Source organism: Aerococcus vaginalis, assembly GCF_053762225.1.
Map to the genome: position 1 here is coordinate 91,904 of NZ_JBSMYC010000004.1, position 26,859 is coordinate 118,762.

Consider the following 26,859-nt stretch of genomic DNA (forward strand, 5'->3'; position numbering starts at 1 on the left):
CGTAATACAGTATGATAAACAAGTGATGATTTCTATTAAAGAAAGGAAAATCTGAATGGGATTATTTGACCGTATTAAACAAGCATTTACGGGTGAAGACCCAATCATTGAGGAACAAGCGGATAAACGTGAACAAGAACGTGAAAAAATTGTTCTCGATAAGTACGATCAAGGGGTAGAAAAGACCCGTAAAAGTTTCTCTGAAAAATTAAACGAATTATTCGCGGGTTTCCGTGAAGTTGATGATGAATTTTTTGATGACTTAGAAGAAACATTAATTTCCAGTGATGTTGGTTTCGATATGACATTAGCACTCTCTGATGCCGTACGTGATGAAGTACAGCGTCGTGGAGTACACAAGGGTGAAGATGTTAAAAATACCGTCATTGAAAAGATGATTTCAATCTACGATCAGGGTCAAACACCAGATGTAGCTATTAAAGAAAATCCAAATGGCCCGACAGTGGTCTTGTTCGTTGGTGTTAACGGTGTAGGTAAAACGACGACGATCGGGAAATTAGCTTACCAATTGAAGAATGAAGGCAAGCGTGTATTACTCGCTGCTGGCGATACTTTCCGTGCGGGTGCGATTGAACAACTCGAGCGTTGGGCTGAACGCGTCGATGTACCGATTGTTACCGGACGGGCTGGGCAGGATCCTGCTTCCGTCTGTTTTGATGCGACAAAGAAAGCTAAAGCTGAAAACTTTGATTACTTATTGGTAGATACGGCAGGCCGTTTACAAACGAAGAAAAACCTAATGGCTGAGTTAGAAAAGATGAACCGTGTCATTAAACGTGAAATTCCTGAAGCGCCACAGGAAACGCTGTTAGTGGTTGATGGCACAACCGGACAGAATGCACTCCAACAAGCGAAGGAATTTTCATCAGTTGTTGATACCACAGGATTGATTCTAACGAAGATGGATGGTACCGCAAAAGGTGGGGTAATCTTTGCGATTCGTTACGAATTGAATATTCCAGTCAAATTTATTGGCCTCGGAGAAGGAATGGATGACCTCCAACCGTTTGATGCAGAGAAGTTTATTTATCAAATGGTCCGCGATGTCGTTGAGATACAAAAACAATAGCGAAAGCAGGATGGAGAATGTTTGAGAAGACACAGCGCATGAATCGTTTGTACGATTATTATCATGAGTTATTAACAGAAAAGCAGCAACGTTATCTCGATTTATATTATCAGGAAGATTATTCATTGGGAGAAATTGCATCGCTATTTTCTGTCAGTCGTCAAGCCGTACACGATAATATTCATCGCAGTGCGCAAACACTCGAACGTTATGAAGGAATATTGCACTTATTGGCGAATGATGATGAACGTGAACGCATTGGTCGCGATCTCCTCAAACGCTGTGAACAAGAAGATGTTGATCCTGAAATTATGCAATCCATCCGCGCCTTATTAGCTGTTGATAATCGCTAATATACAGAAGGGAAAGAAGTATGGCATTTGAAAGTTTATCCGATCGCCTGCAAGGTTCGGTCGAAAAACTCGGTAAAAAAGGTGGAAAAATCACCGAAGCCGATTTAAGGGAAATGATGCGAGAAGTACGACTCGCGCTTTTGGAAGCGGACGTTAACTTTAAAGTTGTCCGTAAATTTGTCAAAAATGTACAAGAAAAAGCATTGAACGGTGACGTCTTAGCCTCACTCTCGCCATCACAACAGATCGTTAAGATTGTTAATGAAGAATTAACGGCATTACTCGGTGGCGAGCATGAAGATATTCATTATGCAGAAGGACAGCCGACCGTTATTATGATGGTTGGTTTGCAAGGTGCCGGTAAGACGACATCTGTTGGTAAATTAGCTAATTTCTTAAAGAAAGAACAGCACAAGAATCCATTACTGGTAGCCGGTGACGTTTATCGTCCAGCCGCAATCGATCAGTTAGTAACAATCGGTGGACAGTTAGATATTCCTGTGTTTGAAGAAGGTACAACAGTTGATCCAGAAGAAATCGCCAAACATGCGATCGAAAAAGCAAAAGCAGATGGACATGATGTTGTCTTCATCGATACGGCTGGTCGTTTGCAAATTGATGAACGATTGATGGATGAGTTGCATCGCATCAAAGGCGCTGTTCAACCAGACGAAATTCTGTTGACAGTCGATGCGATGACAGGGCAGGAAGCGGCCAATGTTGCACAAACGTTCGATGAGCGTTTAGACCTTACTGGGGTGGTCCTCACTAAATTAGATGGGGATACGCGCGGTGGTGCGGCACTTTCAATCGTCAGCATGACCGGTAAACCGATTAAATTTAGCGGTACCGGTGAAAAGTTGACAGAAATGGAAGCTTTCCACCCAGATCGTATGGCCAACCGTATTCTCGGTATGGGCGATATGATGACCTTAATTGAAAAAGCTGAAAAGGAATTTGATGAGGCAGAAGCGATGGCAGTGGCTGAAAAGATGAAAGCTAATACCTTTGACTTCAATGACTTCCTCAAGCAGATGGAACGCATGAACAAAATCGGTTCTTTCGATAGCATCATGAAGATGATTCCAGGGTTGAATAAATTAACGAAGATGGGTGTTCAACCAGATGAAAAAGAAATGGTTCAAACGAAAGCTATGATTCAATCAATGACACCTTACGAACGGGAACATCCGGATGATATCAATCAGAGTCGTCGCCGTCGTATTGCCAAGGGATCACATACGCAAGTTTCTGAAGTTAACCGTCTGATTAAGCAATTTAACCAGACACGTACGATGATGAGTGCGATCTCTAATGGGGATATGAGTATGATCCAGCGCATGATGGGCGGTGGCGGAGGTATGCCACCTGCACCAGGAAAAGGTTTCAATAAGATGGATCAGGTACAGGCGCAGCGTCGTGCCCGCAAAATGAAAAAAATCGGTAAACGACGCGGAAAGAAAAAATAATAGTGTGTAAAGAAAAAAGTCTTTACAGTCTATCTTACACATGGTATAGTATTGCCTGGACAAAAAGAGAACTAACTAGGAGGAATTATATAATGGCAGTTAAAATGAGATTAAAACGTATGGGTTCAAAACGTAATCCTTTCTACCGTATCGTTGTAGCTGATGCACGTTCACCACGTGACGGTCGTATCATCGAAAAAGTTGGTACATTCAACCCAACAACTGATCCAGAAGAAGTTGTTTTAGACACTGAATTAGCATTGGAATGGTTGAAGAAAGGTGCACAACCAACTGATACTGTTCGTGACTTATTATCAAAACACGGTGTAATGAAAGCATTGCACGAATGGAAGCTTTCTGACAAATAGTTAGAGGAGCATCGTATGCCTAACATTGAAGAATTATTGTTAGCGATGGTTCAGCCACTCGTCACTTACCCGGATGAGGTCGCAGTTGATATTGTTGATGGTGATGAGTATTTGGAATATCATTTACACGTGCATCCATCAGATATCGGACGTATTATCGGAAAAAATGGACGTATTGTAAATGCGATGCGTACGATTTTATATAGTATTCGCGTGGAAAATCATCGTCGTGTACGCTTAGTGGTTGAGGAAGATCACTCAGCTGAAGAAGTGTCAAACGAGGAACAATAATGAACGAAAGGATCGGAAGTCTTAACCTCCGATCTTTTATTTTGAATAAAAAGCTGGAGGTGTGATGAAAAACATGGAAAAATATTATCACGTCGGATATATCATCAAGTCGCATGGCTTAAAAGGTGAAGTCAAGGTGATGAGTGATACGGATTTTAAGGAAGAACGCTTTAAACCAGGAAGTCAATTGGCGTTGTTTAAAGACGATACATTCAAAGAAATCGTCACTGTCGCAAGTTGGCGTTACCAAAAGCCGTACGACGTCATTCGATTCGAAGAATACGATTCAATCAATGATATTGAAGGTTTCAAAGGCCTATCGCTTCAAGTGTCGGCAGCAGATCGTGCCGATACATTAGAACAAGATAGTTTTTATTACGATGATATCATCGGCCTCACGATTGAAAATTTAAATGGTGAGGTGGTTGGTACCATTACCTCGATCATGTCGCCTGGCGCCAATGATGTCTGGGTAATGGAGCGTACCACTGATCATCAGGAAGTATTGATTCCATACATCAAGGATGTGGTAAAATCTGTTGATCTCGAGTCGGGTATCGCTACTGTCGATTTTATCGAAGGATTGATGGATGATGAAGATTGATGTATTAAGCTTGTTTCCGCGTATGTTTTCAGGCGCAATGAATGAGTCGATTATCGGTAAAGCGCAGGAACGTGGCATTGTGTCAATTGATGTCCATGATTTTCGTGCCTATGCCGGTAATAAGCATGGACATGTCGATGATACGCCATACGGTGGTGGGGCCGGCATGTTATTGCAGGTTGAACCGATTTATCGTCAATTAGAAGCGATTGATCCCAGATTAGTGAGCGATGACTTATCAGAACGCCCGAAAGATACACGTGTCATCTTAATGGATCCAGCTGGTGAGACATACGGACAGAAAAAAGCTGAAACCTTGAGTAATGCGAATCATTTAATTTTTATTTGTGGTCACTATGAAGGCTATGATGAACGGATTCGTGATTATGTCACGGATGAGATCTCACTCGGTGACTTTATTCTGACTGGTGGCGAACTCGCGGCGATGTGTGTGATCGATAGCGCGGTGCGATTAATTGCTGAAGCAGTAGGTAATGAGGAATCGATTGTCTCAGAGTCTTACTCGACAGGACTATTAGAGTACCCACAATACACACGTCCTCGCGAATTTAGAGGTAGCGCGGTTCCGGATGTGCTTCTGAGTGGTAATCATCAAAAAATTGCAGATTGGCGCGAAGAACAGGCACTTAAACGTACGCTTGAGCGTCGCCCAGATCTTTTAGAACAGGCAGAATTGACAGCTGATCAGAAAACAATTATCGAAAAATTAAAGAAAAAATAATTGAAATTACAGCCACCAGCGATTAGAATAGCGGTGGCTTTTTCAATAGCACCAGGTAAAACGATTTCACCAATATATGATTAAGTGCTAGAATAATCACGAAGACAAAGTACACAAAGTAATCATTAGGAGGGAATGCGATGAAATCAATCATTTTAAAGGCAAAAGGACGCCAACTCGTTCCGGAAGATGCACAAGATGTGCCGTTAGCATTTACAGCGAATCATCGCGGCGGTTATTCACCTGTTGAAATGACCGTATATAGTGCGGGGGCATGTGCCCTTTATGTTTATCGAAAGATTCTCAAGGATTCAAAAGTCGATGCAAAGGTGGATCGTGTAAAAATGGAATATATGCAAGCACCGGAGCGTCCGCAATTCATTACGTCGATCACATTGAAGTTCTATGTAACAGCTGACGATGATCATGCCGAGCAGCGTGCCGAAACGTGTTTGAAATTCGTACATCGGTACTGCCCGGTTATTCAGAGTCTTTCCGATGATATTGTAATCACAGATAAATTGATATTTGTGGAATAGATATGAAGAAAATAATGGGAATTACATTAATAGAAAAAACAATTAAAGATGTACCGATTCTAGAATTGATTCAGAAAGACCGTAGTTCAGAAGCTCTGCCTACTGTTTTCTTCTATCATGGTTGGAAGAGTCGCAGCGAGGGTGTGAGCAGCCATGCGTTAGAATTGACACGCAAAGGTTTCCGCGTGGTTTGTTCAGATGCTTTTCAGCATGGGGCGCGTTACAACGTTAATATTCAAAGACACCGCGATACCGCGATACAACGATCTATTATCAAGTGATTCAGCACAATTTGATGGAATTTCCGATACTTATTGAAACATACAAATCCGAACAACTAACGAACGATACGATTGGTGTGGCAGGTGTTTCACTGGGTGCAGTGACAGCAAGTATGTTGTTCTGCCGCTATGATTGGATTCATTCCGCAGTGCTTTTGGAAGTGTCACCTGCACCGCGTACCTTCACTAAGGAAATCTACAAGAAGTTGCGTGAGTACTATCAAAAAACAAATGATACAGCAGCAGAGTCAGAACTCAAGGATAGCTATGCAGAAGTTCATGAACAACTAGCAATTTATGATTGGGTGGAAAATCCGCAAAATGTTGCCCATCGCCCATTACTGATCTGACATGGTAAGGATTACCCAGTCGCTGATGTAAAATATGACCAGGAATTCTTTGAAAAAATTCAGTCTTATGATGAAGGTGAATGTGTGCATGCGGTCTTCAGTGAAAAGAGCGATCATCGTGTACCGTATCATATATCTTATATGACAGCTGCATTCTTTGAACAAGTTATTAAGGATCAAGACATGCCAACCGCATGGCAAATAGTCCACGAAGATCTGGCTGAGAAATTTGGTAAACATCCTGAAAAACGCTTCCGTTATCATTTGGATAGCTTTGAATAAATTAGTCCATATATCGTGTGATAAAGACGAGCATTACGTGCTCGTCTTTTTTTATTCACAAAATATGTGAGTGGCGGTAGATAAAAGCGCTTAAACATGATATGATGGATGAAACGGTTGCAGACAATAATGGGGGGATCTCATGGCAGAAATTGTGAACTCGTGGTTATTCACGGATCATTTATCTGAAACACCACGAGAAATTACAGAACAACTGATTACTGGTGAAGAAGTCGTCGATGCGTTCAAGACGATACGTGATGTTGCAGCCTTTACGAATAAACGTTTAATTGTAATGGATGCTCAGGGGATTACTGGTAAAAAGAAGGAAATTTATTCTATTCCTTATCGCTCAATTATTATGTGGTCAACAGAAAATGCTGGAAAGGTTGACCTAAGTGCTGAAGTTGAGCTTTGGACACGTGTTGGGAATTTCAAATTAAATCTATCAAGGGGAATAGATGTGAGACGTTTCGATCGTCTCTTTGCGGAGATTTGTTTATAGGGAAATTCGTGATTTTCCCTTTACAGCTGGCTCAATTTTTGATACGATAATTCGGCGATATTCGGGTCGCAAATAACACGATACTCCGCTGTCAGATAGTAAAGTTAGTTCATCGGCAAGAGTATTAGTGGAGAGGAGAATCATAATGAGTCACAATCCGAAATTAATTGATGAGATCGCTTCTGAACAATTGCGTAGCGATATTCCAGAATTCCGTCCAGGGGATACTGTACGTGTTGATGCAAAAGTTGTCGAAGGTGATCGTGAACGTATCCAGGTATTCGAGGGTGTTGTTATTGCTCGTAAAGGTCAAGGTGTCAGCGAAACCTTCACTGTACGTAAAATGTCCAGTGGTGTAGGTGTTGAACGTACTTGGCCAGTACACACACCTCGTATCGCTAAGATCGAGGTTGTACGTTACGGTAAAGTTCGTCGTGCGAAATTGTACTACTTACGTAACCGTCGTGGTAAAGCTGCACGTATTGCAGAACGCCATCGTTAAAATTAGTTCGAAACTAATCAATCAAGTGTCGATGTCTTCGGATATCGGCGCTTTTTTTGTGCACTGAAACTAATCGAGTATGATAGCATAGATATAATGACAGACAGGAACTATTAGGAGGACTTTTTATGCGTCAAATTAAGCCATTGCTCGATGAATTATTCGAAAAACATCACGTCCCTGTAAAATATGAAGCCAATAAGAAGGGTGAACATACCTATTCTTGTGGTTATAATTTCTCTAAAGTAGCAAAAGATCCATTGATCTTTACGGTGTGGGCACAAGATTTTCAAGAAGATCAAGTAATGACGAACTATCAGATTACGTTTCGTCTGATTGCTAAGCTTGAAGATCCTACAAAGCGTGTGGAAGCATTAGAAGTGATCAACCGTTTCAATCAGACATTATCTGGTCCGTTCACGGTGATGCTCGACGACTACAATCAAATGTCCATGCGATTATTAGATGTGACATCTGCCGAAGCACAGGATATTAACCTAATCTACACATTAGTTCAATTCGGGCTGAAAATTGCTGGACAATTGTACATTGAATTCCAAAATGAATTGAATGGCAAAGATTTAAAAGCAGAAAATTAAGGTTTTATAAATTAATCAAAAGTGTTTTGACCTTTTCTGACTATCACAGTATACTGGTGATAGTGAAAAAGGTCATTTTTAATTACTGAGAGAAATGAGGGGATCAGATGGTCGAACCCAGATTCCAAATGACGACGAAGCTACAAGAGACGCTCGGTGAAGCGCAGCTAATCGCCCAGACACGGCATCATCAGGAGATTGCTGTGCCGCATTTTTTGCGCGTACTATTGACGCCCGATGAGGCCAATTATCAGTTGTTGGAAAGTATGGAAATTCCAATGACAGCGTTAGATCAAGAAATTAATAAAGAAATTGATGAGATTGCAACAGTTAGCGGTTCAAATATTACGTATGGTAATTCTATTTCAAGCTCATTAGCGGCATGGATCCAAGCAGGACAGGCACAAGCCGCTGAATTTCATGATGAATTTTTAGCAACGGATACATTGTTATTGGCGCTGTTTGCGTTGAATTATTTACCATTTACCAAGTGGCTCAAACAATATATCAGTGAAGAACAATTAAAGCATGCCATTGAAGAGATGAGAGGGGGAACGACTGTGACATCACCGAATGCTGAAGAGACTTATCAAGCGTTAGAGAAATACGGTGAAGATTTAACACAGAAAGTAAAGGATCAAGTACTCGATCCGATTATCGGACGGGATATTGAAATTCGCGATGTTATCCGTATTCTATCACGTAAATCTAAAAATAATCCGATTTTGATCGGTGATCCTGGTGTCGGTAAAACAGCCATCGTCGAAGGACTTGCTGAACGTATTATTCGCGGCGACGTGCCAAGCAATCTGAAGAATAAGCGTCTCATCTCGTTGGATATGGGCGCTTTGATTGCCGGGGCGAAATATCGTGGGGACTTCGAAGAACGTTTCAAAGCGGTACTCAACGAAGTGAAACAGGCCTCTGGTGATGTGATCCTCTTCATCGATGAGATTCATAATATTGTCGGTGCTGGCAAAGCAGAAGGTTCGATGGATGCTGGGAATTTACTCAAACCGATGCTTGCGCGTGGTGAACTCCATTGTATTGGTGCCACGACACGTGATGAATATCGTCAGTATTTTGAAAAGGACAAAGCGCTCGAGCGACGTTTCCAACGCGTAGCAGTTAATGAACCGACTGTTGAGGATACGATCAATATTTTGCGTGGATTGCGTGAGCGCTTCGAAGCCCATCATCATGTCAAAATCCATGATCAGGCACTCATCACAGCAGCGAAACTTTCGGATCGTTATATTATCGATCGTTTTCTACCAGATAAAGCGATTGATTTAGTCGATGAAGCTAGTGCTGAAATTCGTGTAGAAATGAATTCGATGCCGAAACCACTCGACACAGCAAAGCGCCAATTATTGAAATTACAAATTGAAGCGGCAGCACTCAAAGCGGAGGAAGATGCGCTTTCTCAGAAGCGTTTGACAATTGTCAATCAGGAAATCGCAGATACACAGGAAACGGTTAATGCGTTAACCACAAAGTGGGAGCAAGAAAAGCACGTCTTTGAGATTGTCCAAGAGAAACGTGAAGCGCTTGATCAAGCGAAACGTGATCTCGAACAAGCACAGACGAATTATGATTTAGAAACAGCTGCAAAGTTACAGCATGGCACTATTCCATCATTGATGGCAGAGATTGCTGAATTAGAGGTTGAACAGCAAAATGCGGATGATGAGAACTCTCTCATTCATGACTCGGTAACGCCAGAGCGTATTGCGGAAGTCGTGGCTTCGCAAACGGGGATACCTGTAGCTAAATTAGTACAGAGTGAACGTGAGAAGCTATTACAGATGCCAGAGATTCTCCATCAGCGTGTTGTCGGACAGGATGATGCGGTTAATAGTGTCAGCAATGCCATCTTGCGATCGCGTGCCGGCATTCAAAATCCTAATCGCCCGATTGGTTCATTCTTATTCCTCGGTCCAACTGGTGTTGGGAAAACGGAACTTGCTAAAGCACTCTCTGAAACACTGTTCGATTCAGAAGATAACATGGTGCGCCTCGATATGAGTGAATACATGGATAAGATCAGCGTTTCGCGTCTCGTTGGTGCGGCACCGGGTTATGTCGGTTACGAAGAAGGGGGGCAGCTATCGGAAGCTGTGCGCCGTCATCCATACGCCGTCGTATTGCTTGATGAAATCGAAAAAGCACATCCGGATGTCTTTAACTTACTATTACAGATTTTAGATGATGGGCGTCTCACTGATAGTCAGGGACATGTGATTGATTTCAGAAATACCTTATTAGTTATGACGAGTAATATTGGTTCCGAAGCGCTACTCGATTTTGCTGAATCACAGCCAAATAGTGAACAGCTATCTGAGGAAGTACAAGAGGATGTGCGAAGTGAATTGCATCTACGATTTAAACCGGAATTTTTGAATCGAATTGATGATACAATTTTCTTCACGCCACTATCTCAAGCGCAGTTGACCGGCATTGTCTCAAAACTGATGCACGAACTACAGGAGCGGCTCATGGAGCAGGAGATTACGCTGACATACACGGATGCTTTGGCTGAGCGATTAGCAATCGACGCGTATGAACCAGCTTTCGGCGCTCGTCCGCTGCGTCGTTTGATTACTGATCGAGTTGAAACGTTACTGGCACGCGCCATAATTGCTGGTGACATTGAAGCGGGCGATAGCATTGAACTAGACGTAGATTTAGAGACAGCGATGATTACGTGGTGCAAGAAATAATCCTGATGTGGCGATTGAACGTAATTGAACGAGAATGTGATAAATGATAAAATATATTAGAATCGAATGGTAAGGGGGTAATCGTATTTTAGTTTCAATTTTAATGTTTGTTGTTCTGTTCGGAATGATGTACTTCTTGATGATCCGTCCAGCAAAGAAACAACAACAACAATACCAAGAAATGATCAGTTCATTAGCAGTTGGTGATGAAGTGATTTTGCGTTCCGGTTTGCACGGTAAGGTGTCTGAATTAAACGCAAACACTATTACACTTGATGCAGAGGGTATCTTTTTAGTATTTGAGCGTGGTGCTGTGATGCGTATTTCATCACACGGTGACCAACGCGAAACGACTGAAGCAACCGCATCAACTGTCGATGAGAACTTAGCAGATATTGACAATCACAACGAAGACTAAGGGTAATGCCTAATGACACTAACAAAATGGCAGCGACTCCGCTTATGGCCGCAATTCAGAAAGAAAGCACGACAATTTAATCGTGAAGGTTATCAGACGGTTCGCGCCAAAGATATCGCAACTTATTTTGAAGCATTTGGTTGGAAACGTCAGACGCCAGATACCATGAAAGACAAGAAACAGGCGGTATCCACATTAACCCCAAATCGTTATTTCGATTATGAGCAGATTGAAGCGACGAGTTTCAATGTACCTGAACTCGATGAAATGGATTGGGATAAATTACTCAAATAGTTATTTAGTAATGGACCGAAGTAAACCTGTTGCTTCGGTCTTTTCTATCGTTAAATAGTGGTGTCAAGAGGAGATGTACGGGATGTCTAGAAGCAAAGACGACTATATGAAGGTAATTGCGGAACTCGGTGGAATGACTCGTCGCGTTCCTAATAAAGTCATTCGTCACGGTTTGAACGTATCGGCCGCTTCGGTGACTGAAATGATCAACCGCCTGCAGGACGAGGGACTTGTGGAAAATATCCCGTATCAAGGGGTAGAGCTTACCGAGACAGGACGTCATTTTGCCGCACAAGTGATACGGCGTCATCGCTTATGGGAAGTATTTCTTTACGATAAATTGGGCTATTCATGGGAAGAAGTGCATGAAGAAGCAGAAGATCTTGAGCATCATGCATCTGATGAATTTATGGACCGTTTGGATGTGTATCTCGATTCACCGAAATATTGTCCACATGGTGGCATGATCCCGGATAAAGATGGGGATCTACCAACCGTTTCGAACCAACCACTGGTAGCAGTGGCAGAAGGTGAAGACTTTTTATTGGTGCGTGTGCTCGATGAGAAATACTGCTTACAGATGGTGGATCGTCTGCAATTACATCTGCAGCATCGCTATCAACTGAAACAGCATGAAGACGATGGGACTGTCGTTATGGATGGCCAACGAGAAATAAAAATCCCAAAAGATATGACAACGAAGCTATTTATTATCCCACTATCAACATAGCTCATAGGAGTGATGACAGATGATGGTTAGGCGCATCGGTATCTTAGAATTCAATGAACCAACGACAGCAGAAAATCGCAAGATCTTACACGTGGATATGGATGCATTCTACGCCTCAATTGAACAGCGTGACAATCCAAAACTTCGTGGGAAACCGGTGATTATTGCACGACACCCTAGAGAGAATAGCGGGCGCGGCGTAGTATCAACCGCAAGCTATGAAGCGCGAAAATTTGGTGTGCATTCAGCAATGAGTGCAGAGGAAGCGTATCGTCTGTGTCCGCAGGGAATATTTGTGCACGGCCGTCATGATTATTATCGACAAGTCTCAAAGCAAGTGCGTGAGATTTTTCGCCGCTTTACAGATAAGATTGAACCATTATCGATTGATGAAGCTTTCCTGGATGTGACAGAGAATAAATATGGCTTACGTTCGGCGTTAGAGGTTGCCAGACGCATCCAAGCAATGATTGCGGTGGAATTACATCTGACCTGTAGTATCGGTGTATCTTATAACAAATTTATTGCGAAACTCGCGTCCGATCATCATAAACCGCACGGGATCACTGTGGTTACGCCTGAACATGCAGTGCAATTCATCGATCAACTGCCGGTAAAGGATATTTACGGCATTGGCAAACGAAGTAGTGAACGATTAGCACAGGATGGTATCACCACTGGCAAAGATTTGCGTGCCTTAACGCAAGAGGACTGCTTGCGCTACTTTGGGAAAGGTGGCCTTGCGATTTATGAACGTGTCCGTGGCGTCGACAATCGCCCAGTGAAGACAGGACGTAAACGTCAATCGATTGGGAATGAAACTACATTATATCCCTATCTCTACAGCGAAGATGATGTGAGTGAAACCTTACGACGACTTTCGCGTTCTGTGGCTGATCATGTCGCTCAAAAGAAAGTTTTCGGGGAGGTTGTGATCTTAAAGTATCGCTATGTGGATTTCACAACAGCTACGCGTCAAGTATCATTGACTGCACCAATCAGCACCTATGAAGATATCTATCCCGAAGCCCAAAGTTTATGGGATAATTATGGCGACGTCACGCGTGGTATCCGTTTGTTAGGTGTGACACTCGGCCGTTTGAATCAATCGGAATATGAAAATATTAAGTTACCCATTGGACGTTATCATCAAAATAAGAATGCACAGACAGAATAGGAGAAGTTTATGTTTAATACCGAAATTTTAAAAGCGATCGAAGCCTATGATACGATTATTATTCACCGTCATGTTAATCCAGATCCCGACGCAGTTGGGTCACAGCTTGGCTTACGTGAAAGTCTACGTGCCACATATCCAGAAAAGAAAATTTATGCAGTAGGTTTTAATGAGCCATCTTTAAGCCGACTCGGACTGATGGATGAAATTAGTGACGATACGTATAACGGGGCGCTCGTGATCGTTAATGATACGGCCAATACACCGCGCATCGATGATGATCGTTATAATACAGGCGACAAATTATTGAAGATTGATCATCATCCAAACATTGATCCGTATGGAGATGAATTATTTGTTGATACTTCTGCCAGTTCCGTGAGTGAAATCTGGGCGAGTGTGATTCTCGATGACAGTAATGATTTGAAGATGGTTGACGATGCAGCGTTAGCCTTCTTTATGGGAATGGTCGGTGATACTGGACGTTTCTTATTCGACAATACGACCTCAAAAACATTGTATACCGCAGCAGCTTTATTAGAATATGATTTTAACGCGAGCGAACGTATGCAAGAAACGAATACGCAGTCTGAATCACAAGCTAAATTACAAGGCTACTCTCTGACACATATGCATTTAGTCGCTGATGGTAAAGCCAATTACGTTATTGTACCGAAGACAGTTCTCGATGAATTAAATATGACTGCAGAACAAGCACACAATATTGTTCAATTACCAGGGACAGTTGAAGGTGTGAAAGCATGGATTACTTTCGTTGAGTTACCAGATGGTCAATACCGTTGTCACTTACGTTCAAAGGTTCCAGCAATCAATGGTATTGCAGAACAACATAACGGCGGCGGACATGCTAAAGCGAGTGGTGCGACTGCCAAAGATCAGGAAGAAATCAAACAAATGGTCGAAGAACTTGCAGCGATTGTGCAATAAATAAAAGGACTCGATGTCATGTCGAGTCCTTTTTCATATCAATCATTATCTCTTTTTGGAACGCCATTGTGGTTCATCGATCCAACAACGCTGATCGCTATCGATCAGTTTCAACGCATCTTCTGGACCATAAGACAGGGCAGGATAGTTTGGAAATTCTGGATCTGGCATTTCCGTCCAGGCATTTCGAATACTATCGGTAATGCGCCATTGTTCATTCAATTCGTCCATAGTAGTAAATACTGTCTTATCACCGCGAAGTGCACGATAGATAATACCTTCATAAGAGTCTGCAAAATACATATGGCTGAGTGATTGTTGTTCTGGGTAGAGGTCCATTGCTTTCACGTCATCAATATTACCGAAGTATTTTTCGTTTAATGTGAAGCGTACACCGAGCTCAGGCGTAATAACGAACGTCAAGCGTGATGGATGTTCAGAGCTGCTGTACTGCGATTTAAAGATAATCTCTACCGTCGTGTATTTACCGTTAGCGAGTTGTTTACCTGTTCTGAAGTAGAACGGCACATCACGCCAGCGGTCATAATTACTAAATAGTTTTCCTGCCACAAATGTTTCAGTATGGCTCTGTTTGCTGATGTTCTTTTCATCACGATAAGCAACCATGTGGCCGTTGTCAGAAGCACCGTATTGTCCGCGAACGAGCTGTGCGGCGACTTGCTCGGTGCTCAATGAATCGATTGACTTCAAGAAAGCGGCTTTCTCACGATGTAGCGCTTCAGAGGAAGTGTCGGTCGGCAGATTCATTCCGACGAAAGCCATAACTTGAAGAATATGGTTTTGGAACATATCGAGTAGGGCACCGTTACTATCGTAGTACCCCCCACGGCTCCCTACTGGTAAGTCTTCACTCAATGTGATTTGAACGTTATCGATAAAATTTCGATTCCAAATTGATTCAACAATTGGATTATATTGGCGTAGACACCAAATGTTCTGTACGGTTTCCTTACCAACATAATGGTCAATACGATAAATCTTGTCGCTATCGAAGGCGATATTCAAATCACGATTCAAAGCAATCGCCGATGAACGATCGTGCCCGAACGGTTTTTCGACGAGTACGCGGTGTGTTCCCGGCAAACCCGTAATGCCTGTTTTTTTGAGGTTTTCGGTTGCGAACGAGAACAAGTGTGGCGCAATCGAGAAGTAATACAGATAATCGTCCTGCAAGTTGAAAATTGTTTTTAACTCAAGCATTTTTTCTTTGAGAATAGAAAAATGAACGGTTTTCGTCGCATCGTTCGCCACATAGAAAAAGTGTTTGAGCATATCTCGTAAGACGGCAGGATCATAGTTGGGAACAAAGTTGTGGATGGATTCAGCAACCATTTGACGGAAATATTCCGTATCCCACTGACGTCTCGCTGTACCGATAACAGCAAAATGTTGATCCAAGCGTTGACGCTTATATAATTGATAAATGGCAGGATATAGTTTTCGCGCAGCCAGATCTCCGGTTGCACCGAAGAGAACAATTAGCCCGGATGCAGCGGGTTGTGATTGAACCATGTTTTCCATCCTTTCTCAAGGTATAATGGTGATTAATAGCGTCTTGCTATCGGACGCTTTACGTTGATCGTTATCTACTATAATATCATAAAGAATAAGTTTAAGGAAAAGGTTCACAGTTAAAAAGAATTGAGGAAAAGTATGAAATTTAGTGAGTTTAATTTTTCACCGCCGATTAATGAAGCGATTGAACAGCTCGGTTTTAAACAGCCGACACCGATCCAAGAAAAAATCATCCCGTTAATTCAAGCAGGCGAAAATGTGGTTGGTCAGAGTCAAACCGGTTCTGGTAAATCGCATGCGTTCTTATTACCATTGATTGATCAATTAGAAAATAAGGAAGAAACGCAGTTAGTTATTACCGCGCCGAGCCGCGAATTGGCCGAGCAACTCTATCATACGGCATCAGACATCACACGTGCGTTTGATTGGGAAATTCGTATTGAACGTGCGTACGGTGGTATTGACAGCAAGCAACAGGAAGAAAAATTGCAGACGATTATTCCACAAATTGTTATCGGCACACCTGGACGTTTATTAGCACTCTCTGAACGTCTTCTGATTGATCTCTATCATGTAACACATTTTGTGGTCGATGAAGCGGATATGACATTAGATATGGGATTCCTCGGGACAGTGGATCAGATTGCTGGACAGATGCCAGACGACCTTCATATGTATGTATTCTCTGCGACTGTTCCGGATAAGTTAAAACCGTTCCTGACGAAGTATATGGCGCATCCAGAATGGGTAGTCATCGACTCGGGACAACAGATCTCAGAAAACGTAGAAAATATCTTGATGCCCGTACGTGGCCGTGACCGTAAAGAGTTATTGTATGAAGTATTAACGCTCGGTCAACCGTACTTAGCGATTATCTTTGCTAATACCAAAGAAACTGTCGATGAGTTGTATACTTTTCTCCACGAAAAGGGATTATCCGTCACCAAGATTCACGGCGACCTCAGTGCGAGAGAACGCAAACGTGTCATGCGCCAAATCAATCATCTCGATTTCCAATATGTGGTTGCAAGTGATTTGGCAAGTCGTGGGCTAGATATCGACGGCGTTTCGGATGTCATTAATTATGAGATTCCGAATGAAATTGAATTCTTCATCCATCGTGTGGGACGTACTGGACGCCGTGGCTTATCCGGACGTTCGGTGACGTTCTACCATCCAGACGAATGGCCGGCCGTTGAATATCTAATGAATAAAGGTCTTATATTCGATATCAAGGATATTCGTGGTGGACGTTGGGTGAAAGCGCAGGACCCTAATGCACGACAAGCGCGTAAGAAACAACATTCTGATGCTGATGATCCAAAAATTCGCGCGATGATTAATCAAAACAAGAAGAAAAAAGTGAAACCGGGCTACAAGAAGAAACTACAAGAAAATATTAAAAGCTATAAACAAAAACAACGTCGCCAGAAGCGCCGTCGTCGTTAATCAACAAATGCCACATCACCGAAGAGAGCGATGTGGCATTTGTTTTGTCAATATTATTTATCGTTACGTTTATTATTCATCCAGTTGTCTTTATCTAGTGGAATGACACGGGTATTTGATGAAATGTAGAACAACAGTAACCAACCCATAAAGAAGATTAACATGGACTGACTCACTGTGAACGCCGGGATGGCCAGTGCAATTAATGAAGAAAAGACAGCCGGCATGGTCATTGCGGCCAGCGTAAAATTAAATTTACGTCCAAAGGGCATCTGGAGTTCGCGAGCGAGACGCATAAAATCGAAGAGAATGCTAAGCATCAACGCGTTAAAGAGCATTGACATGAATGAACTGATGTACACGGCAACGTAGACAGCAGGTCGTGGTAGATTTGTCGCACGTGAAATGAAATCTTTTTGGACATCCGTGTCAGCTTCACGACCGTCATATGGGAATCGCATCACTTCTTGATCCATGACGCTGACAGAGAATGCTTGTTGTCCGGTTTTAAAGGCGACCACAGAACTATCAGATGGCGTGATGTTCGTTTGATCGATATGATCTTCTGGATCGAAAGTATAAGTGATGAAGTCAGTCTGATTAACGAAAGGTTGTGTATTTGATTGAATGGTCTCACCAGATGTTTCGAATTCAGGGATGGAACTGATAATGGCGTGACGATTGGTATCCCAAGTGTCCATCACATTCGAAATTCTAGGCAAAATAGGAACGACCATAATGAGACTCAACAGCAATAAATAAAGTATGCGAGCACCTAAGCGCATATGGTAGGCGTAAATGGTCTTTGGGTAGTGGAATAAACTATCATAAAACAAACGGAAAATTTTCATTAATAAACCCTCTCTTTAGGTATATGCGATGATATCAGATTTATCATCCCCTGTTGGCTGTTGACTATGATAACATGAATTGTGCATCGTGAGATAATTAGCGAACGATGCGCTGTATTATTTAAAATTTCTATGAAATTAAAGGAAACTTAATGACATTTTAGCCGTCATTCGCCTATAATATAGTGACAATGTGGCAAAGTGGGTGATTTTTTGAAAAAAGTGGGGCGTCAAACGCCTAAGCAAATGTCTCAGTCGATGAAACATCGCTGGCAGACATTCCAAACGAGTTTTAAAGATAAAAATCAGCAACGAAAACAAAATCAAAATGTAAAAAGCACTAAAAAAAGACGATCAAAACGTCAAGAAAATATCAGAGGAAATCACAGATTGCGTCGTTATATGGGACGCCTCGATATTCTATTAATTGTTATTTTCATCGCGTTTATATTTTTAATGGTTCGCTTAGCTGATTTACAGATTGTCAATGGCGATATTTATCAGCAATTGATTGATAAAATCGATACAAACATTTCGAAACAGAGTGTACCACGTGGACTCATCGAGGATCGTAATGGCGAATTGCTCGTCGGTAATGAAGGGGAACAAGCGATCGCCTATACGCGCGGTCCGAATGTACCTGGCGAAGAGATGGCGAAGACGGCACAACGCCTCGCAACGATGATTACGGTGCCGACAGATGGGCTGACAGATCGTGATCGTAAGGATTACTTCGTGGCATCGAATCAAAAAGAAGTCATCGATCGTCTCTCGATTGAAGAGAAACAACTCGAAGATAATGAACTCAACGAAGCGCAAGTTAACCGTGTGACGGATGAGGATATTAACTTCGATGACCAACAACAGCAGGAAGCTACCATTTTCAAAAAGATGAATGCAGCCTATGCGTTATCGCAGACGTTCATCAAAAATCAAGATGTTTCAGAATCTGAAATTGCAATGGTCAGTGAGCATCGTGCAGAATTACCTGGGGTCGATATTACGGTCGATTGGAACCGTACATACCCAGAAGGCGATCTCATGCGCAGTATCCTCGGTGGTGTGACATCTGAGAGCCGCGGCTTACCTGAGGATCAAGCACAAGGTTACTTGAGTCATGGCTATGCACGCAATGATCGTGTGGGGGATGCTTACCTCGAACAAGTATTAGACCCCTATATTCGCGGATCGAAGTCGCGTCATGAGACATCGATCAATCAGAACGGGGAAGTTACCGAGACAAAAGAAGCTTATTCAGGTGAAGAAGGTAGCAATATTCGTTTAACGTTTGATATTGAGCTTCAAAAGGCTTTCCGAGATATTGCAGATAGTTATTTGCGTGGTCGTACAAATCCGGAGAATAATTCGATCTATATTGTGGCTTCAAAACCACAGACGGGCGAACTGCTCAGTCTAGTAGGACGTCGTATTGATGAAAATGGCGAAATTATCGATGATGCGCTCGGTACGTTCAGCTCTTCCTTTGTGGCAGGGTCTGTGATCAAGGGTGCGACGATCGCTGCAGGTTATCACTACGGCGTATTGACGCCAGAGAATAATACATGGGTCGATCAACCATTAGACTTCCTTGGCACACCACGTAAGGCTTCTTGGTGGGCGTCGAGTGATACATCTCCGAAAACCTTCAATGATATCCAAGCATTGATGCGCTCATCGAACGTGTATATGATCCGTACTGCGATGGCCATCGGAGGCTTGACAGAGTATCAAGCTGGCATGTCACTCGGAGACTTAGATCCGTCGACGGCGGAAAAACTTCGTTATGTGTATCGCCAATTTGGTCTCGGTGTTTCAACAGGTATTGACTTGCCAAATGAAGCAGAAGGAATTACTGGTCAAATTGAATCACCGGGTAATGCGATTGACTTGTCATTTGGTCAGTTTGATACATTTACGCCATTACAGTTGAATCAATACGTTTCAACGATTGCGAATAACGGTCAGCGCATGGCGATGCATTATTTAGACTACATCGAGAAGCAACGCCTCAACATCGATGATGACCATCGCCAATTGATCTATCAGTCACAACCTGAGATGTTGAATCAGCTACAAATTCCTCAAGAAGTGATTGAACGTATCCAACAAGGCTTCTGGTCAGTGGCGAATGATCCTAACGGTTTAGCTTACAGAAAATTATCCGGCGCAGCACAGACGATTGCTGGGAAAACGGGTACGGCTGAAATTCGTGATGGTGTGACGAATAGTACATTTGTTGGTTATGCGCCATTCGATAATCCTGAAATTGCGATTTCAATCGTTATTCCAAATATCCACTATGAAGAACAGGATTCTGCAGCAGTGGATTTAGCGGCAGATTTATTCCAACAATACTTCAATCCTGGTGCTGATGCCGAAGATGAATAAGCATCAGATAATACAGAGAGTGACTAATTAATCAGTTGAAAAGTGCCGGCAACTGTGATAAAATTTTGACTGCTTTTAATTACGAATTGTGAGGAGGGTTATCATGCGTGTGAATATCGTACTCGAAAACACTGAATTGAAAGGCGAACGTGTTTACTTGACTGAAAAGAATCGTCGTAACAATCCAGACCGTTTAGAATTAAAGAAATACAGTCCAAAACTTCAAAAAGTTTGCTTGTTCCGTGAAGTAAAATAATGGAATAATCAAAAATTGAAATGAAAAAAATCGACAGCAGTTTGGCTGTCGTTTTTTTATATCATGAAGGTTTCGAGAGAGGAGAAGACCGATGTCTAAGAAACAACCGTTTGTGATGTATTTATTCTTGGCGATTCAGTTGATCGTTTATGTGATCGGTATGAGTCCGACTGGTCAATTAGCAGTTTATTCTTTCGGTGTTAAGGAAGCGACCGTCATTGCATATGCGGGTGAATACTGGCGATTCATTACACCGATATTTATTCATTTCGGTTTTGAACATTTATTATTAAATTCCATCATGCTTTATTTTTTAGGGCGTGAGGTTGAGTGGCAACTCGGACATTGGCGCTTTTTTGTTTTATATTTATTGAGCGGAATTATGGGTAACCTATTCAGTTATCAGTTTAGTACAGCGATCTCTGCTGGTGCGAGCACCTCTCTGTTTGGGCTATTCGCCTATTTCATCGCAATGGATTATTTGGCGCCGCATAACCCCTATTATCATGCGATGGGGCAGCAGTATAAGTTACTGTTGATTATTAATATTATCGGTAATTTAATGACGCCTGGGATCGACATTTGGGGTCATATGGGTGGTTTCGTTGGTGGCTTCTTAGCGACGTTGATTGTTGATCAGCAAACGAAAGAAGCCGGATTTGATTGGCGTATCGTGACAGGGATTGGTGTTTTCTTGATTATTGCGACCACAATTATTCTCAATCACGGTGTTTTTAATACATTGTTTCGATGACAACACCCAGCTTCTATAGTATGATGGAGATACTGATTAATAGTAGTGGAGAGGGTTTGAACACAATATGACAGGCTTCCAAATGATTTTAGCGATTACTGCAGCGATTGCGATTGCATTCTTCGGATACCAACTATTTATGTGGTTGGTACGTCGTCAGAATGCTGAAATGATTTCGCAACAGGATTTTCGAGCACGGATGCACAAAGCGCAGGTGATTGATGTTCGTGAGTCGAATGAATTTCAATCTGCACATATCTTAGGTGCGCGCAATATTCCGTATTCACAGACTAAAATCGGTCTGCCGGGATTATCAAAAAATCGTGACATCTTTTTGTATGATGATGGTGTAAACGTGGCGACGCGTATGGCAAAACAACTCAAAAAAGCAGGCTATGAACGTATATACATCTTGGAAGATGGTTTCAACGAATGGCGTGGTAAAGTTAAACGCAGAGAGGAACAATAGGATGAGTACATTAAAACCTAACCAGTTGCTTTTAGGCTTATGTGCCGCAGTTGTTCTTGTTGGTGCATTGTTTGAATGGACATTCTTGTATTGGGTCGCTGCTTTCTTATTCGGTTGGTCCATGTTCGAAGAAATTCGCCAAAAACGTCAGGCAAACAAACACTTATTGCGTAATAGCGAAGCCACTGAAGAAGAACTCAAAGAACGCTTCAAAATTGATAAACGAAATGCTAAAAAGAAGTAAGTCGTTTGAGTCGTCATTGACTTTTTAAGCGGGAATGCTATACTTTAGGCACATCAGTAGATAGCAAAAGAGTGATGCGTGAGAGGTTTGAGAATGGATACCTTTAGAGCGAGCACGGTTCAGGTGTAAGACGTGCAGGTCGTCCACTCAATGGTTGCTTACAAACTGACAATTGTGTCCGGGGAATCCCTCGTTAACAAAGAGTGAGAAGTGTAGGTGGCACCGCGCAGTCATAGCGCCCTATTCCTAATTAGGAATAGGGCTTTTTTAGTGGAATGGAGTGATAGAATGCAAGAAGTTTCAATGTCAAAGAAGTACCAGCCGAATGAAGTCGAGGCTGGCCGTTACCAAGAATGGGTAGATAAAGGCTATTTTGAGCCGAATGGGGATCAGTCCGTCCCGGCTTATTCAGTCGTTATCCCTCCGCCGAATGTGACGGGTAAATTGCACTTAGGGCATGCTTGGGACGTGACGTTACAGGATATGTTGATTCGCCAAAAACGTATGCAAGGGCTAGATACGTTATGGTTGCCAGGTATGGACCATGCGGGTATCGCGACGCAAGCGAAAGTGGAAGCACGTATTCGTGAGCAGGAAGGTAAATCACGCTACGATTTGGGGCGCGAGGAGTTCATCGATAAAACGTGGGAATGGAAAGAAGAATACGCAGAAACGATCCGCTCACAATGGGCAAAGATGGGGATTTCTGTCGACTATAATCGTGAACGCTTTACTTTAGATGAAGGATTAAACAAAGCCGTTCGTAAAGTTTTTGTTGATCTTTACAATAAAGGTTTAATCTACCGTGGAGAATACATTATCAACTGGGATCCAGAATTCCAAACGGCATTATCGGATATCGAAGTCGAATACTCTGATGATGCGGGTCATTTCTGGCATGTCCGTTACCCACTCGCTGATGGTAGTCGCGATCTTGAAATTGCTACTACACGTCCAGAGACCATGTTAGGCGATACGGCCATTGCTGTTAACCCGAAAGATGAACGTTATAAAGATATTATCGGCAAAAAAGTCATCGTACCGATTGTTAATCGTGAGATTCCAATTGTCGGTGATGAACATGCAGATATGGAATTTGGAACGGGAGCGGTGAAGATTACACCAGCGCATGATCCAAACGACTTCGCGGTGGGGCAACGCAATAATTTAGAAAGCATCAATGTGATGAATCCGGATGCTACCATGAACGAAAAAGCAGGTAAGTATGAAGGCATGACGCGCGAAGAATGCCGTAAAGCGATCGTTAAAGATTTGGAAGCTGGCGGTTACTTACTCGAAGTTGAAGATATTACGCACTCAGTGGGGCATTCTGAACGTTCAGGTGCCGTTGTTGAACCGCGCCTCTCTACTCAGTGGTTCGTTCGTATGGACAAATTAGCAGAACAGGCGATTGCCAATCAAAAAACAGAATCACGTGTGGACTTCTATCCAGAACGTTTCGAAAATACATTCTTGCGTTGGATGGAAAATGTTCATGACTGGGTAATCTCCAGACAATTATGGTGGGGTCATCGTATTCCAGCATGGTATCACAAAGAAACTGGTGAAGTTTACGTCAGCATGGAAGAGCCTGAGGATATCGAAAACTGGGAACAGGAATCTGACGTATTAGACACGTGGTTTAGTTCTGCGTTATGGCCATTCTCTACTATGGGTTGGCCAGATACGGAAGCGGCAGACTTCAAGCGCTATTTCCCAACTGATACGTTGGTTACAGGTTACGATATTATCTTCTTCTGGGTCAGTCGTATGATTTTCCAATCCTTAGAATTCACGGGCGAGCGTCCGTTTAAGAACGTCTTAATTCACGGTTTGATCCGCGACAGTCAAGGACGTAAAATGTCTAAGTCGCTCGGAAACGGTGTCGACCCAATGGATGTCGTTGATAAATATGGGGCTGATGCCTTGCGCTGGTTCCTAGCCACAGGTTCTACACCAGGTCAAGATATTCGTTATTATCCAGAAAAATTAGAATCCGCCTGGAACTTCATCAATAAGATTTGGAATGCTTGTCGTTTCGCCTTGATGAACTTAGATGGCTTGACGTACGATGAAATCGACTTGAGTGATGTGACGGCTATCGAGGATCAGTGGATTTTGACACGTCTGAATGAAACAATTAAGGCTGTGACAGAAAACTTCGATCGCTTTGAATTTGGTATTGCGGGTGACAAGCTATACCACTTTATCTGGGATGATCTCTGTGACTGGTACATTGAAATGACGAAGGAAACCTTGAATGGCGACGATGAGGCACGTAAACATAAGACACGCAGTGTACTTGCTTATACGATTGATCAGACATTGCGTCTATTACATCCAATCATGCCATTTGTCACGGAATCTATTTGGCAAGACTTCCCACACGAGGGTGAAACGATCGTCACTTCTGCATATCCAACCGTGCACGAAGAACAGATTTTCGAATCTGCATCGAAACACATGCAACAATTGATTAGCTTGATTCGCGCGGTACGTAACGCACGTAATGAGAACCATGCGCCGCTATCTAAACCGATCGACATTTTGATTCAACCAAATGATCACGAAACGCAAGAGATGTTATCGGCACATGAGAGTTACTTGGATCGCTTCTTGAATCCAAAATCACTAGCGATTGATGAAACGTTAGCGTCACCAGACAAAGCAGTAGCGATGTTCTTTGAAGGCGGAAATGTCTTCCTACCACTCGAAGGACTGGTTGATTTGGCGGATGAAATCGCACGACTTGAAAAAGAAGCGGAAAAATGGCAGAGCGAAGTGGATCGTGTTGAGAAGAAACTTTCAAATGAAGGATTCGTTAACGGTGCGCCGGAAGCTGTCGTTCAGAAGGAACGCGATAAAGGCAAGGATTACAGTGAAAAATTAGCTGCTGTCAAACAGCGTATCGAAGAATTAAAAGCATGATTATAAAAAAAGTGCATCGTTCTCACGATGCACTTTTTTGTATGTAATGAGAATATGGTCGCTAATCTTTTCAAAAGCAACGTATTTAAATAGTGAACACATAAAATAAGGAGTGGTCACATGACTGATGATAAGAAATATCAACCCGCTGCGACACAAACCATCCACCATATGCCTGAAGAACTTAGACCGCGCGAGCGATTGCGCGAATACGGCGCTAAGGCGTTACCAGATTATGAACTGTTAGCCATCTTACTTCGAACCGGTGCACGCGGTGAAAATGTGATTCAAATGGTGATGCGTATTCTCAATCATTTTGGCTCACTTTATGCTTTCCGCCACGCCACGTACGAAGAATTATTAGAAGTACAAGGCATCGGACCTAGTAAGGCGCTAACAGTAATGGCAAGTATTGCGCTCGGTGAACGCTTATTCCATGCGAAACGTGAAAAGACGATCGCGCTAACATCTGGACAGATTGCTGGCGAGTATTTTATAAAAGAATTACAGGGACTCGAACAAGAGCATGTGGTCGCTGCTTTCGTTAATATCAAACAGGAAGTCATCTTTAAAAAGACGCTGTTCATTGGTTCGTTAGATAGTTCCGTGGCACATCCGCGTGAAATTTTCCGTGAAGCAGTACGTGCCTCAGCCGCGCATCTCTTTGTTGCACACAATCATCCGTCTGGAAATCCCGAACCATCAGATGCAGATATTGCGTTTACCAAGCGTCTCGTTGACTGCGGTAAGTTAATGGGCATCGATGTGATGGATCATTTCATTATCGGTGACGGTTGTTATACGAGTCTGAAGCGTCTCGGCGTTTTTTAGGTGTTTTAGCAGTTGGTTGTGTAATGGTTTCGTCAGTCGTTAATGAATGATTTGAGCGATAATAGATGAAACTGATCGGAACAGAAGTAATCATCAATAATAGCTCAGCGAGTAGAATCGTATACCAACGCATATCACTCAACCAGAAAGCAAATACTGTCGATAAAACAAAAGCAATGATTCCCATACCAAATGTGGCCGGTTTATTCACCTTTTGTGTGTCCGGCATGAAGAAAGGATAGACAGTAAGAACACCGCCTAAAAGTGCCAGGAAACTAATCCAGAGCCCACGAAAACCAGGAACTAAGCTATTGGTCGCGTATAAGAATTGTGTTTGGAAGAGTAAGAGCTGCAGTGTATAGAAGAGTAAATGACTCTTTGGCGCTAACACGTTTCCGAATATATAGGAATGTACGATTAACCACTGGATAATTGGTAAAATCGCAATCCATAGTGGTTGTTGGAAGAAATTGATCAACGTTAATACGAGATAAGCAATTTCTAAAAAAATAATATAGTTCTTACTTCGGCTGAGACAGAGTGATTTTTGTTGTGTAAAGAAAACGTATAGTTGTTGTAAACAAAAAAGTAAACCGAAAATGGTTAATGTCGACAATGTAATCCCACTGTAACGCACTCCAATCAATGCACTAAACAATAATGGCAAAATAATTGGATGGATCATAAACAATAACTGAATCAAAATTAATTGTTGATTAAATTTCAAGGATAGTTTCATTACCAACTAAGCTCCCTTACCCCTAACTAATATTAAAAATAGATTTCAAAGCAGAAAATTATTTCAGCGCTCTAAATTTTAGTCTATAATAACATAGAGAAATTAGATAATGTTGGGAGATTATCGCATACAGGAGGATTTAGTCTTGC

The 26,859-nt window shown here is 42.4% G+C and carries 31 protein-coding genes; 28 read left to right on the forward strand and 3 right to left on the reverse strand.

Translation table 11 applies throughout. From position 1 onward, the window contains the following. Positions 1 to 55: 55 nt before the first annotated feature. The 20 genes from ftsY (at position 56) to ACWOEX_RS05650 (ending at position 14,265) form a co-directional block, all read left to right on the forward strand. Complete coding sequence (ftsY, locus tag ACWOEX_RS05555; protein WP_455298594.1) at positions 56 to 1,090, forward strand: signal recognition particle-docking protein FtsY; 1,035 nt, start codon at positions 56 to 58, stop codon at positions 1,088 to 1,090. A 17-nt stretch (positions 1,091 to 1,107) separates the two neighbouring features. After that, complete coding sequence (gene ylxM, locus ACWOEX_RS05560; protein ID WP_455298595.1) at positions 1,108 to 1,443, forward strand: YlxM family DNA-binding protein; 336 nt, start codon at positions 1,108 to 1,110, stop codon at positions 1,441 to 1,443. Positions 1,444 to 1,463: 20 nt separating this feature from the next. Further along, complete coding sequence (gene ffh, locus ACWOEX_RS05565; protein ID WP_455298596.1) at positions 1,464 to 2,912, forward strand: signal recognition particle protein; 1,449 nt, start codon at positions 1,464 to 1,466, stop codon at positions 2,910 to 2,912. 92 nt (positions 2,913 to 3,004) lie between these two features. Continuing rightward, positions 3,005 to 3,280 carry a 30S ribosomal protein S16 gene (rpsP, locus tag ACWOEX_RS05570; protein ID WP_455298597.1) on the forward strand — a complete coding sequence of 92 codons (276 nt, stop codon included), beginning with the start codon at positions 3,005 to 3,007 and terminating at the stop codon, positions 3,278 to 3,280. Positions 3,281 to 3,295: 15 nt separating this feature from the next. Further along, positions 3,296 to 3,571 (forward strand): KH domain-containing protein, encoded by a 276-nt coding sequence (locus ACWOEX_RS05575; RefSeq protein ID WP_455298598.1) that lies wholly within the window; start codon positions 3,296 to 3,298, stop codon positions 3,569 to 3,571. A 73-nt stretch (positions 3,572 to 3,644) separates the two neighbouring features. After that, entirely contained in the window at positions 3,645 to 4,175 is a 531-nt protein-coding gene (rimM, locus tag ACWOEX_RS05580; RefSeq protein WP_455298599.1) for a ribosome maturation factor RimM, read from the forward strand. After that, entirely contained in the window at positions 4,165 to 4,917 is a 753-nt protein-coding gene (trmD, locus tag ACWOEX_RS05585; protein WP_455298703.1) for a tRNA (guanosine(37)-N1)-methyltransferase TrmD, read from the forward strand. The genes rimM and trmD overlap by 11 nt, the downstream gene beginning before the upstream one ends. A gap of 140 nt (positions 4,918 to 5,057) precedes the next feature. After that, on the forward strand, positions 5,058 to 5,456 hold the full coding sequence (locus tag ACWOEX_RS05590; protein ID WP_455298600.1) for an OsmC family protein: 399 nt from the start codon (positions 5,058 to 5,060) through the stop codon (positions 5,454 to 5,456). Between the two features lie 14 nt (positions 5,457 to 5,470). After that, a complete protein-coding gene (locus ACWOEX_RS05595; protein ID WP_455298601.1) occupies positions 5,471 to 5,737 on the forward strand; it encodes a hypothetical protein in 267 nt (88 codons plus the stop codon). Between the two features lie 14 nt (positions 5,738 to 5,751). Beyond that, positions 5,752 to 6,087, forward strand: a complete 336-nt coding sequence (locus ACWOEX_RS05600; protein WP_455298602.1) for a hypothetical protein — start codon at positions 5,752 to 5,754, stop codon at positions 6,085 to 6,087. Positions 6,088 to 6,171: 84 nt separating this feature from the next. Next, positions 6,172 to 6,369 carry a hypothetical protein gene (locus tag ACWOEX_RS05605; RefSeq protein ID WP_455298603.1) on the forward strand — a complete coding sequence of 66 codons (198 nt, stop codon included), beginning with the start codon at positions 6,172 to 6,174 and terminating at the stop codon, positions 6,367 to 6,369. A gap of 142 nt (positions 6,370 to 6,511) precedes the next feature. Next, positions 6,512 to 6,874: a PH domain-containing protein gene (locus ACWOEX_RS05610; protein ID WP_455298604.1), complete on the forward strand. Its 363-nt coding sequence runs from the start codon at positions 6,512 to 6,514 to the stop codon at positions 6,872 to 6,874. A gap of 145 nt (positions 6,875 to 7,019) precedes the next feature. Beyond that, positions 7,020 to 7,376 (forward strand): 50S ribosomal protein L19, encoded by a 357-nt coding sequence (gene rplS, locus ACWOEX_RS05615; RefSeq protein WP_455298605.1) that lies wholly within the window; start codon positions 7,020 to 7,022, stop codon positions 7,374 to 7,376. A gap of 128 nt (positions 7,377 to 7,504) precedes the next feature. After that, on the forward strand, positions 7,505 to 7,975 hold the full coding sequence (locus ACWOEX_RS05620) for a hypothetical protein (RefSeq protein ID WP_455298606.1): 471 nt from the start codon (positions 7,505 to 7,507) through the stop codon (positions 7,973 to 7,975). Between the two features lie 107 nt (positions 7,976 to 8,082). Further along, positions 8,083 to 10,698 carry an ATP-dependent Clp protease ATP-binding subunit gene (locus ACWOEX_RS05625; protein WP_455298607.1) on the forward strand — a complete coding sequence of 872 codons (2,616 nt, stop codon included), beginning with the start codon at positions 8,083 to 8,085 and terminating at the stop codon, positions 10,696 to 10,698. A gap of 97 nt (positions 10,699 to 10,795) precedes the next feature. Continuing rightward, positions 10,796 to 11,116 (forward strand): preprotein translocase subunit YajC, encoded by a 321-nt coding sequence (gene yajC, locus ACWOEX_RS05630; RefSeq protein WP_455298704.1) that lies wholly within the window; start codon positions 10,796 to 10,798, stop codon positions 11,114 to 11,116. A gap of 12 nt (positions 11,117 to 11,128) precedes the next feature. Beyond that, positions 11,129 to 11,410 (forward strand): post-transcriptional regulator, encoded by a 282-nt coding sequence (locus ACWOEX_RS05635; protein ID WP_455298608.1) that lies wholly within the window; start codon positions 11,129 to 11,131, stop codon positions 11,408 to 11,410. An 82-nt stretch (positions 11,411 to 11,492) separates the two neighbouring features. Beyond that, the gene (locus tag ACWOEX_RS05640; protein ID WP_455298609.1) at positions 11,493 to 12,140 is read left to right on the forward strand and encodes a metal-dependent transcriptional regulator; all 648 of its coding nucleotides are present in this window, start codon (positions 11,493 to 11,495) and stop codon (positions 12,138 to 12,140) included. A gap of 19 nt (positions 12,141 to 12,159) precedes the next feature. Next, a complete protein-coding gene (dinB, locus tag ACWOEX_RS05645) occupies positions 12,160 to 13,317 on the forward strand; it encodes a DNA polymerase IV (protein WP_455298610.1) in 1,158 nt (385 codons plus the stop codon). Between the two features lie 9 nt (positions 13,318 to 13,326). Further along, a complete protein-coding gene (locus ACWOEX_RS05650; protein ID WP_455298611.1) occupies positions 13,327 to 14,265 on the forward strand; it encodes a DHH family phosphoesterase in 939 nt (312 codons plus the stop codon). Between the two features lie 45 nt (positions 14,266 to 14,310). On the opposite strand, the gene zwf is transcribed toward ACWOEX_RS05650, so the two are convergent. Further along, the gene (zwf, locus tag ACWOEX_RS05655) at positions 14,311 to 15,798 is read right to left on the reverse strand and encodes a glucose-6-phosphate dehydrogenase (protein WP_455298612.1); all 1,488 of its coding nucleotides are present in this window, start codon (positions 15,796 to 15,798) and stop codon (positions 14,311 to 14,313) included. A 141-nt stretch (positions 15,799 to 15,939) separates the two neighbouring features. On the opposite strand from zwf, the gene ACWOEX_RS05660 reads away from it, so the two are divergent. Next, positions 15,940 to 17,250, forward strand: a complete 1,311-nt coding sequence (locus tag ACWOEX_RS05660) for a DEAD/DEAH box helicase (RefSeq protein ID WP_455298613.1) — start codon at positions 15,940 to 15,942, stop codon at positions 17,248 to 17,250. Between the two features lie 53 nt (positions 17,251 to 17,303). Here the strand turns inward: ACWOEX_RS05660 and ACWOEX_RS05665 are convergent, their stop codons facing one another. Continuing rightward, complete coding sequence (locus tag ACWOEX_RS05665; protein WP_455298614.1) at positions 17,304 to 18,101, reverse strand: DUF1189 family protein; 798 nt, start codon at positions 18,099 to 18,101, stop codon at positions 17,304 to 17,306. Between the two features lie 222 nt (positions 18,102 to 18,323). Here ACWOEX_RS05665 and ACWOEX_RS05670 point away from each other — a divergent pair, with 222 nt between their 5' ends. The 7 genes from ACWOEX_RS05670 (at position 18,324) to radC (ending at position 25,971) form a co-directional block, all read left to right on the forward strand. Beyond that, positions 18,324 to 20,489, forward strand: a complete 2,166-nt coding sequence (locus ACWOEX_RS05670; protein WP_455298705.1) for a peptidoglycan D,D-transpeptidase FtsI family protein — start codon at positions 18,324 to 18,326, stop codon at positions 20,487 to 20,489. 103 nt (positions 20,490 to 20,592) lie between these two features. Next, a complete protein-coding gene (gene rpmG, locus ACWOEX_RS05675) occupies positions 20,593 to 20,745 on the forward strand; it encodes a 50S ribosomal protein L33 (RefSeq protein ID WP_455298615.1) in 153 nt (50 codons plus the stop codon). A 91-nt stretch (positions 20,746 to 20,836) separates the two neighbouring features. After that, positions 20,837 to 21,499 (forward strand): rhomboid family intramembrane serine protease, encoded by a 663-nt coding sequence (locus tag ACWOEX_RS05680; RefSeq protein ID WP_455298616.1) that lies wholly within the window; start codon positions 20,837 to 20,839, stop codon positions 21,497 to 21,499. A 67-nt stretch (positions 21,500 to 21,566) separates the two neighbouring features. Next, positions 21,567 to 21,968: a rhodanese-like domain-containing protein gene (locus tag ACWOEX_RS05685; RefSeq protein WP_455298617.1), complete on the forward strand. Its 402-nt coding sequence runs from the start codon at positions 21,567 to 21,569 to the stop codon at positions 21,966 to 21,968. A gap of 1 nt (position 21,969) precedes the next feature. After that, the gene (locus tag ACWOEX_RS05690) at positions 21,970 to 22,212 is read left to right on the forward strand and encodes a hypothetical protein (RefSeq protein ID WP_455298618.1); all 243 of its coding nucleotides are present in this window, start codon (positions 21,970 to 21,972) and stop codon (positions 22,210 to 22,212) included. Positions 22,213 to 22,500: 288 nt separating this feature from the next. Further along, on the forward strand, positions 22,501 to 25,140 hold the full coding sequence (locus tag ACWOEX_RS05695) for a valine--tRNA ligase (RefSeq protein ID WP_455298619.1): 2,640 nt from the start codon (positions 22,501 to 22,503) through the stop codon (positions 25,138 to 25,140). Positions 25,141 to 25,260: 120 nt separating this feature from the next. After that, entirely contained in the window at positions 25,261 to 25,971 is a 711-nt protein-coding gene (radC, locus tag ACWOEX_RS05700) for a RadC family protein (RefSeq protein ID WP_455298620.1), read from the forward strand. Here the strand turns inward: radC and ACWOEX_RS05705 are convergent. Then, positions 25,922 to 26,710, reverse strand: coding sequence for a hypothetical protein (locus tag ACWOEX_RS05705; RefSeq protein WP_455298621.1), 789 nt, complete (start codon positions 26,708 to 26,710; stop codon positions 25,922 to 25,924). The two genes, radC and ACWOEX_RS05705, sit on opposite strands and share 50 nt — an antisense overlap. Positions 26,711 to 26,859: the final 149 nt, after the last annotated feature.

Bases quoted from the DNA above. Each gene is read 5' to 3' on its own strand.
- rpmG (WP_455298615.1), top strand. From the start codon at position 20,593: ATGCGTGTGAATATCGTACTCGAAAACACTGAATTGAAAGGCGAACGT.
- ACWOEX_RS05695 (WP_455298619.1), top strand. From the start codon at position 22,501: ATGCAAGAAGTTTCAATGTCAAAGAAGTACCAGCCGAATGAAGTCGAG.
- ACWOEX_RS05635 (WP_455298608.1), top strand. From the start codon at position 11,129: ATGACACTAACAAAATGGCAGCGACTCCGCTTATGGCCGCAATTCAGA.
- ACWOEX_RS05600 (WP_455298602.1), top strand. From the start codon at position 5,752: ATGGAATTTCCGATACTTATTGAAACATACAAATCCGAACAACTAACG.
- ACWOEX_RS05640 (WP_455298609.1), top strand. From the start codon at position 11,493: ATGTCTAGAAGCAAAGACGACTATATGAAGGTAATTGCGGAACTCGGT.
- ylxM (WP_455298595.1), top strand. From the start codon at position 1,108: ATGTTTGAGAAGACACAGCGCATGAATCGTTTGTACGATTATTATCAT.
- ftsY (WP_455298594.1), top strand. From the start codon at position 56: ATGGGATTATTTGACCGTATTAAACAAGCATTTACGGGTGAAGACCCA.
- ACWOEX_RS05610 (WP_455298604.1), top strand. From the start codon at position 6,512: ATGGCAGAAATTGTGAACTCGTGGTTATTCACGGATCATTTATCTGAA.
- rimM (WP_455298599.1), top strand. From the start codon at position 3,645: ATGGAAAAATATTATCACGTCGGATATATCATCAAGTCGCATGGCTTA.
- ACWOEX_RS05575 (WP_455298598.1), top strand. From the start codon at position 3,296: ATGCCTAACATTGAAGAATTATTGTTAGCGATGGTTCAGCCACTCGTC.
- ACWOEX_RS05665 (WP_455298614.1), bottom strand. From the start codon at position 18,101: ATGAAAATTTTCCGTTTGTTTTATGATAGTTTATTCCACTACCCAAAG.
- ACWOEX_RS05685 (WP_455298617.1), top strand. From the start codon at position 21,567: ATGACAGGCTTCCAAATGATTTTAGCGATTACTGCAGCGATTGCGATT.
- ACWOEX_RS05690 (WP_455298618.1), top strand. From the start codon at position 21,970: ATGAGTACATTAAAACCTAACCAGTTGCTTTTAGGCTTATGTGCCGCA.
- rpsP (WP_455298597.1), top strand. From the start codon at position 3,005: ATGGCAGTTAAAATGAGATTAAAACGTATGGGTTCAAAACGTAATCCT.
- rplS (WP_455298605.1), top strand. From the start codon at position 7,020: ATGAGTCACAATCCGAAATTAATTGATGAGATCGCTTCTGAACAATTG.
- radC (WP_455298620.1), top strand. From the start codon at position 25,261: ATGACTGATGATAAGAAATATCAACCCGCTGCGACACAAACCATCCAC.
- trmD (WP_455298703.1), top strand. From the start codon at position 4,165: ATGAAGATTGATGTATTAAGCTTGTTTCCGCGTATGTTTTCAGGCGCA.
- zwf (WP_455298612.1), bottom strand. From the start codon at position 15,798: ATGGTTCAATCACAACCCGCTGCATCCGGGCTAATTGTTCTCTTCGGT.
- ACWOEX_RS05625 (WP_455298607.1), top strand. From the start codon at position 8,083: ATGGTCGAACCCAGATTCCAAATGACGACGAAGCTACAAGAGACGCTC.
- ACWOEX_RS05660 (WP_455298613.1), top strand. From the start codon at position 15,940: ATGAAATTTAGTGAGTTTAATTTTTCACCGCCGATTAATGAAGCGATT.
- ACWOEX_RS05705 (WP_455298621.1), bottom strand. From the start codon at position 26,710: ATGAAACTATCCTTGAAATTTAATCAACAATTAATTTTGATTCAGTTA.
- ACWOEX_RS05680 (WP_455298616.1), top strand. From the start codon at position 20,837: ATGTCTAAGAAACAACCGTTTGTGATGTATTTATTCTTGGCGATTCAG.
- dinB (WP_455298610.1), top strand. From the start codon at position 12,160: ATGATGGTTAGGCGCATCGGTATCTTAGAATTCAATGAACCAACGACA.
- ACWOEX_RS05650 (WP_455298611.1), top strand. From the start codon at position 13,327: ATGTTTAATACCGAAATTTTAAAAGCGATCGAAGCCTATGATACGATT.
- ffh (WP_455298596.1), top strand. From the start codon at position 1,464: ATGGCATTTGAAAGTTTATCCGATCGCCTGCAAGGTTCGGTCGAAAAA.
- ACWOEX_RS05595 (WP_455298601.1), top strand. From the start codon at position 5,471: ATGGGAATTACATTAATAGAAAAAACAATTAAAGATGTACCGATTCTA.
- ACWOEX_RS05620 (WP_455298606.1), top strand. From the start codon at position 7,505: ATGCGTCAAATTAAGCCATTGCTCGATGAATTATTCGAAAAACATCAC.
- ACWOEX_RS05590 (WP_455298600.1), top strand. From the start codon at position 5,058: ATGAAATCAATCATTTTAAAGGCAAAAGGACGCCAACTCGTTCCGGAA.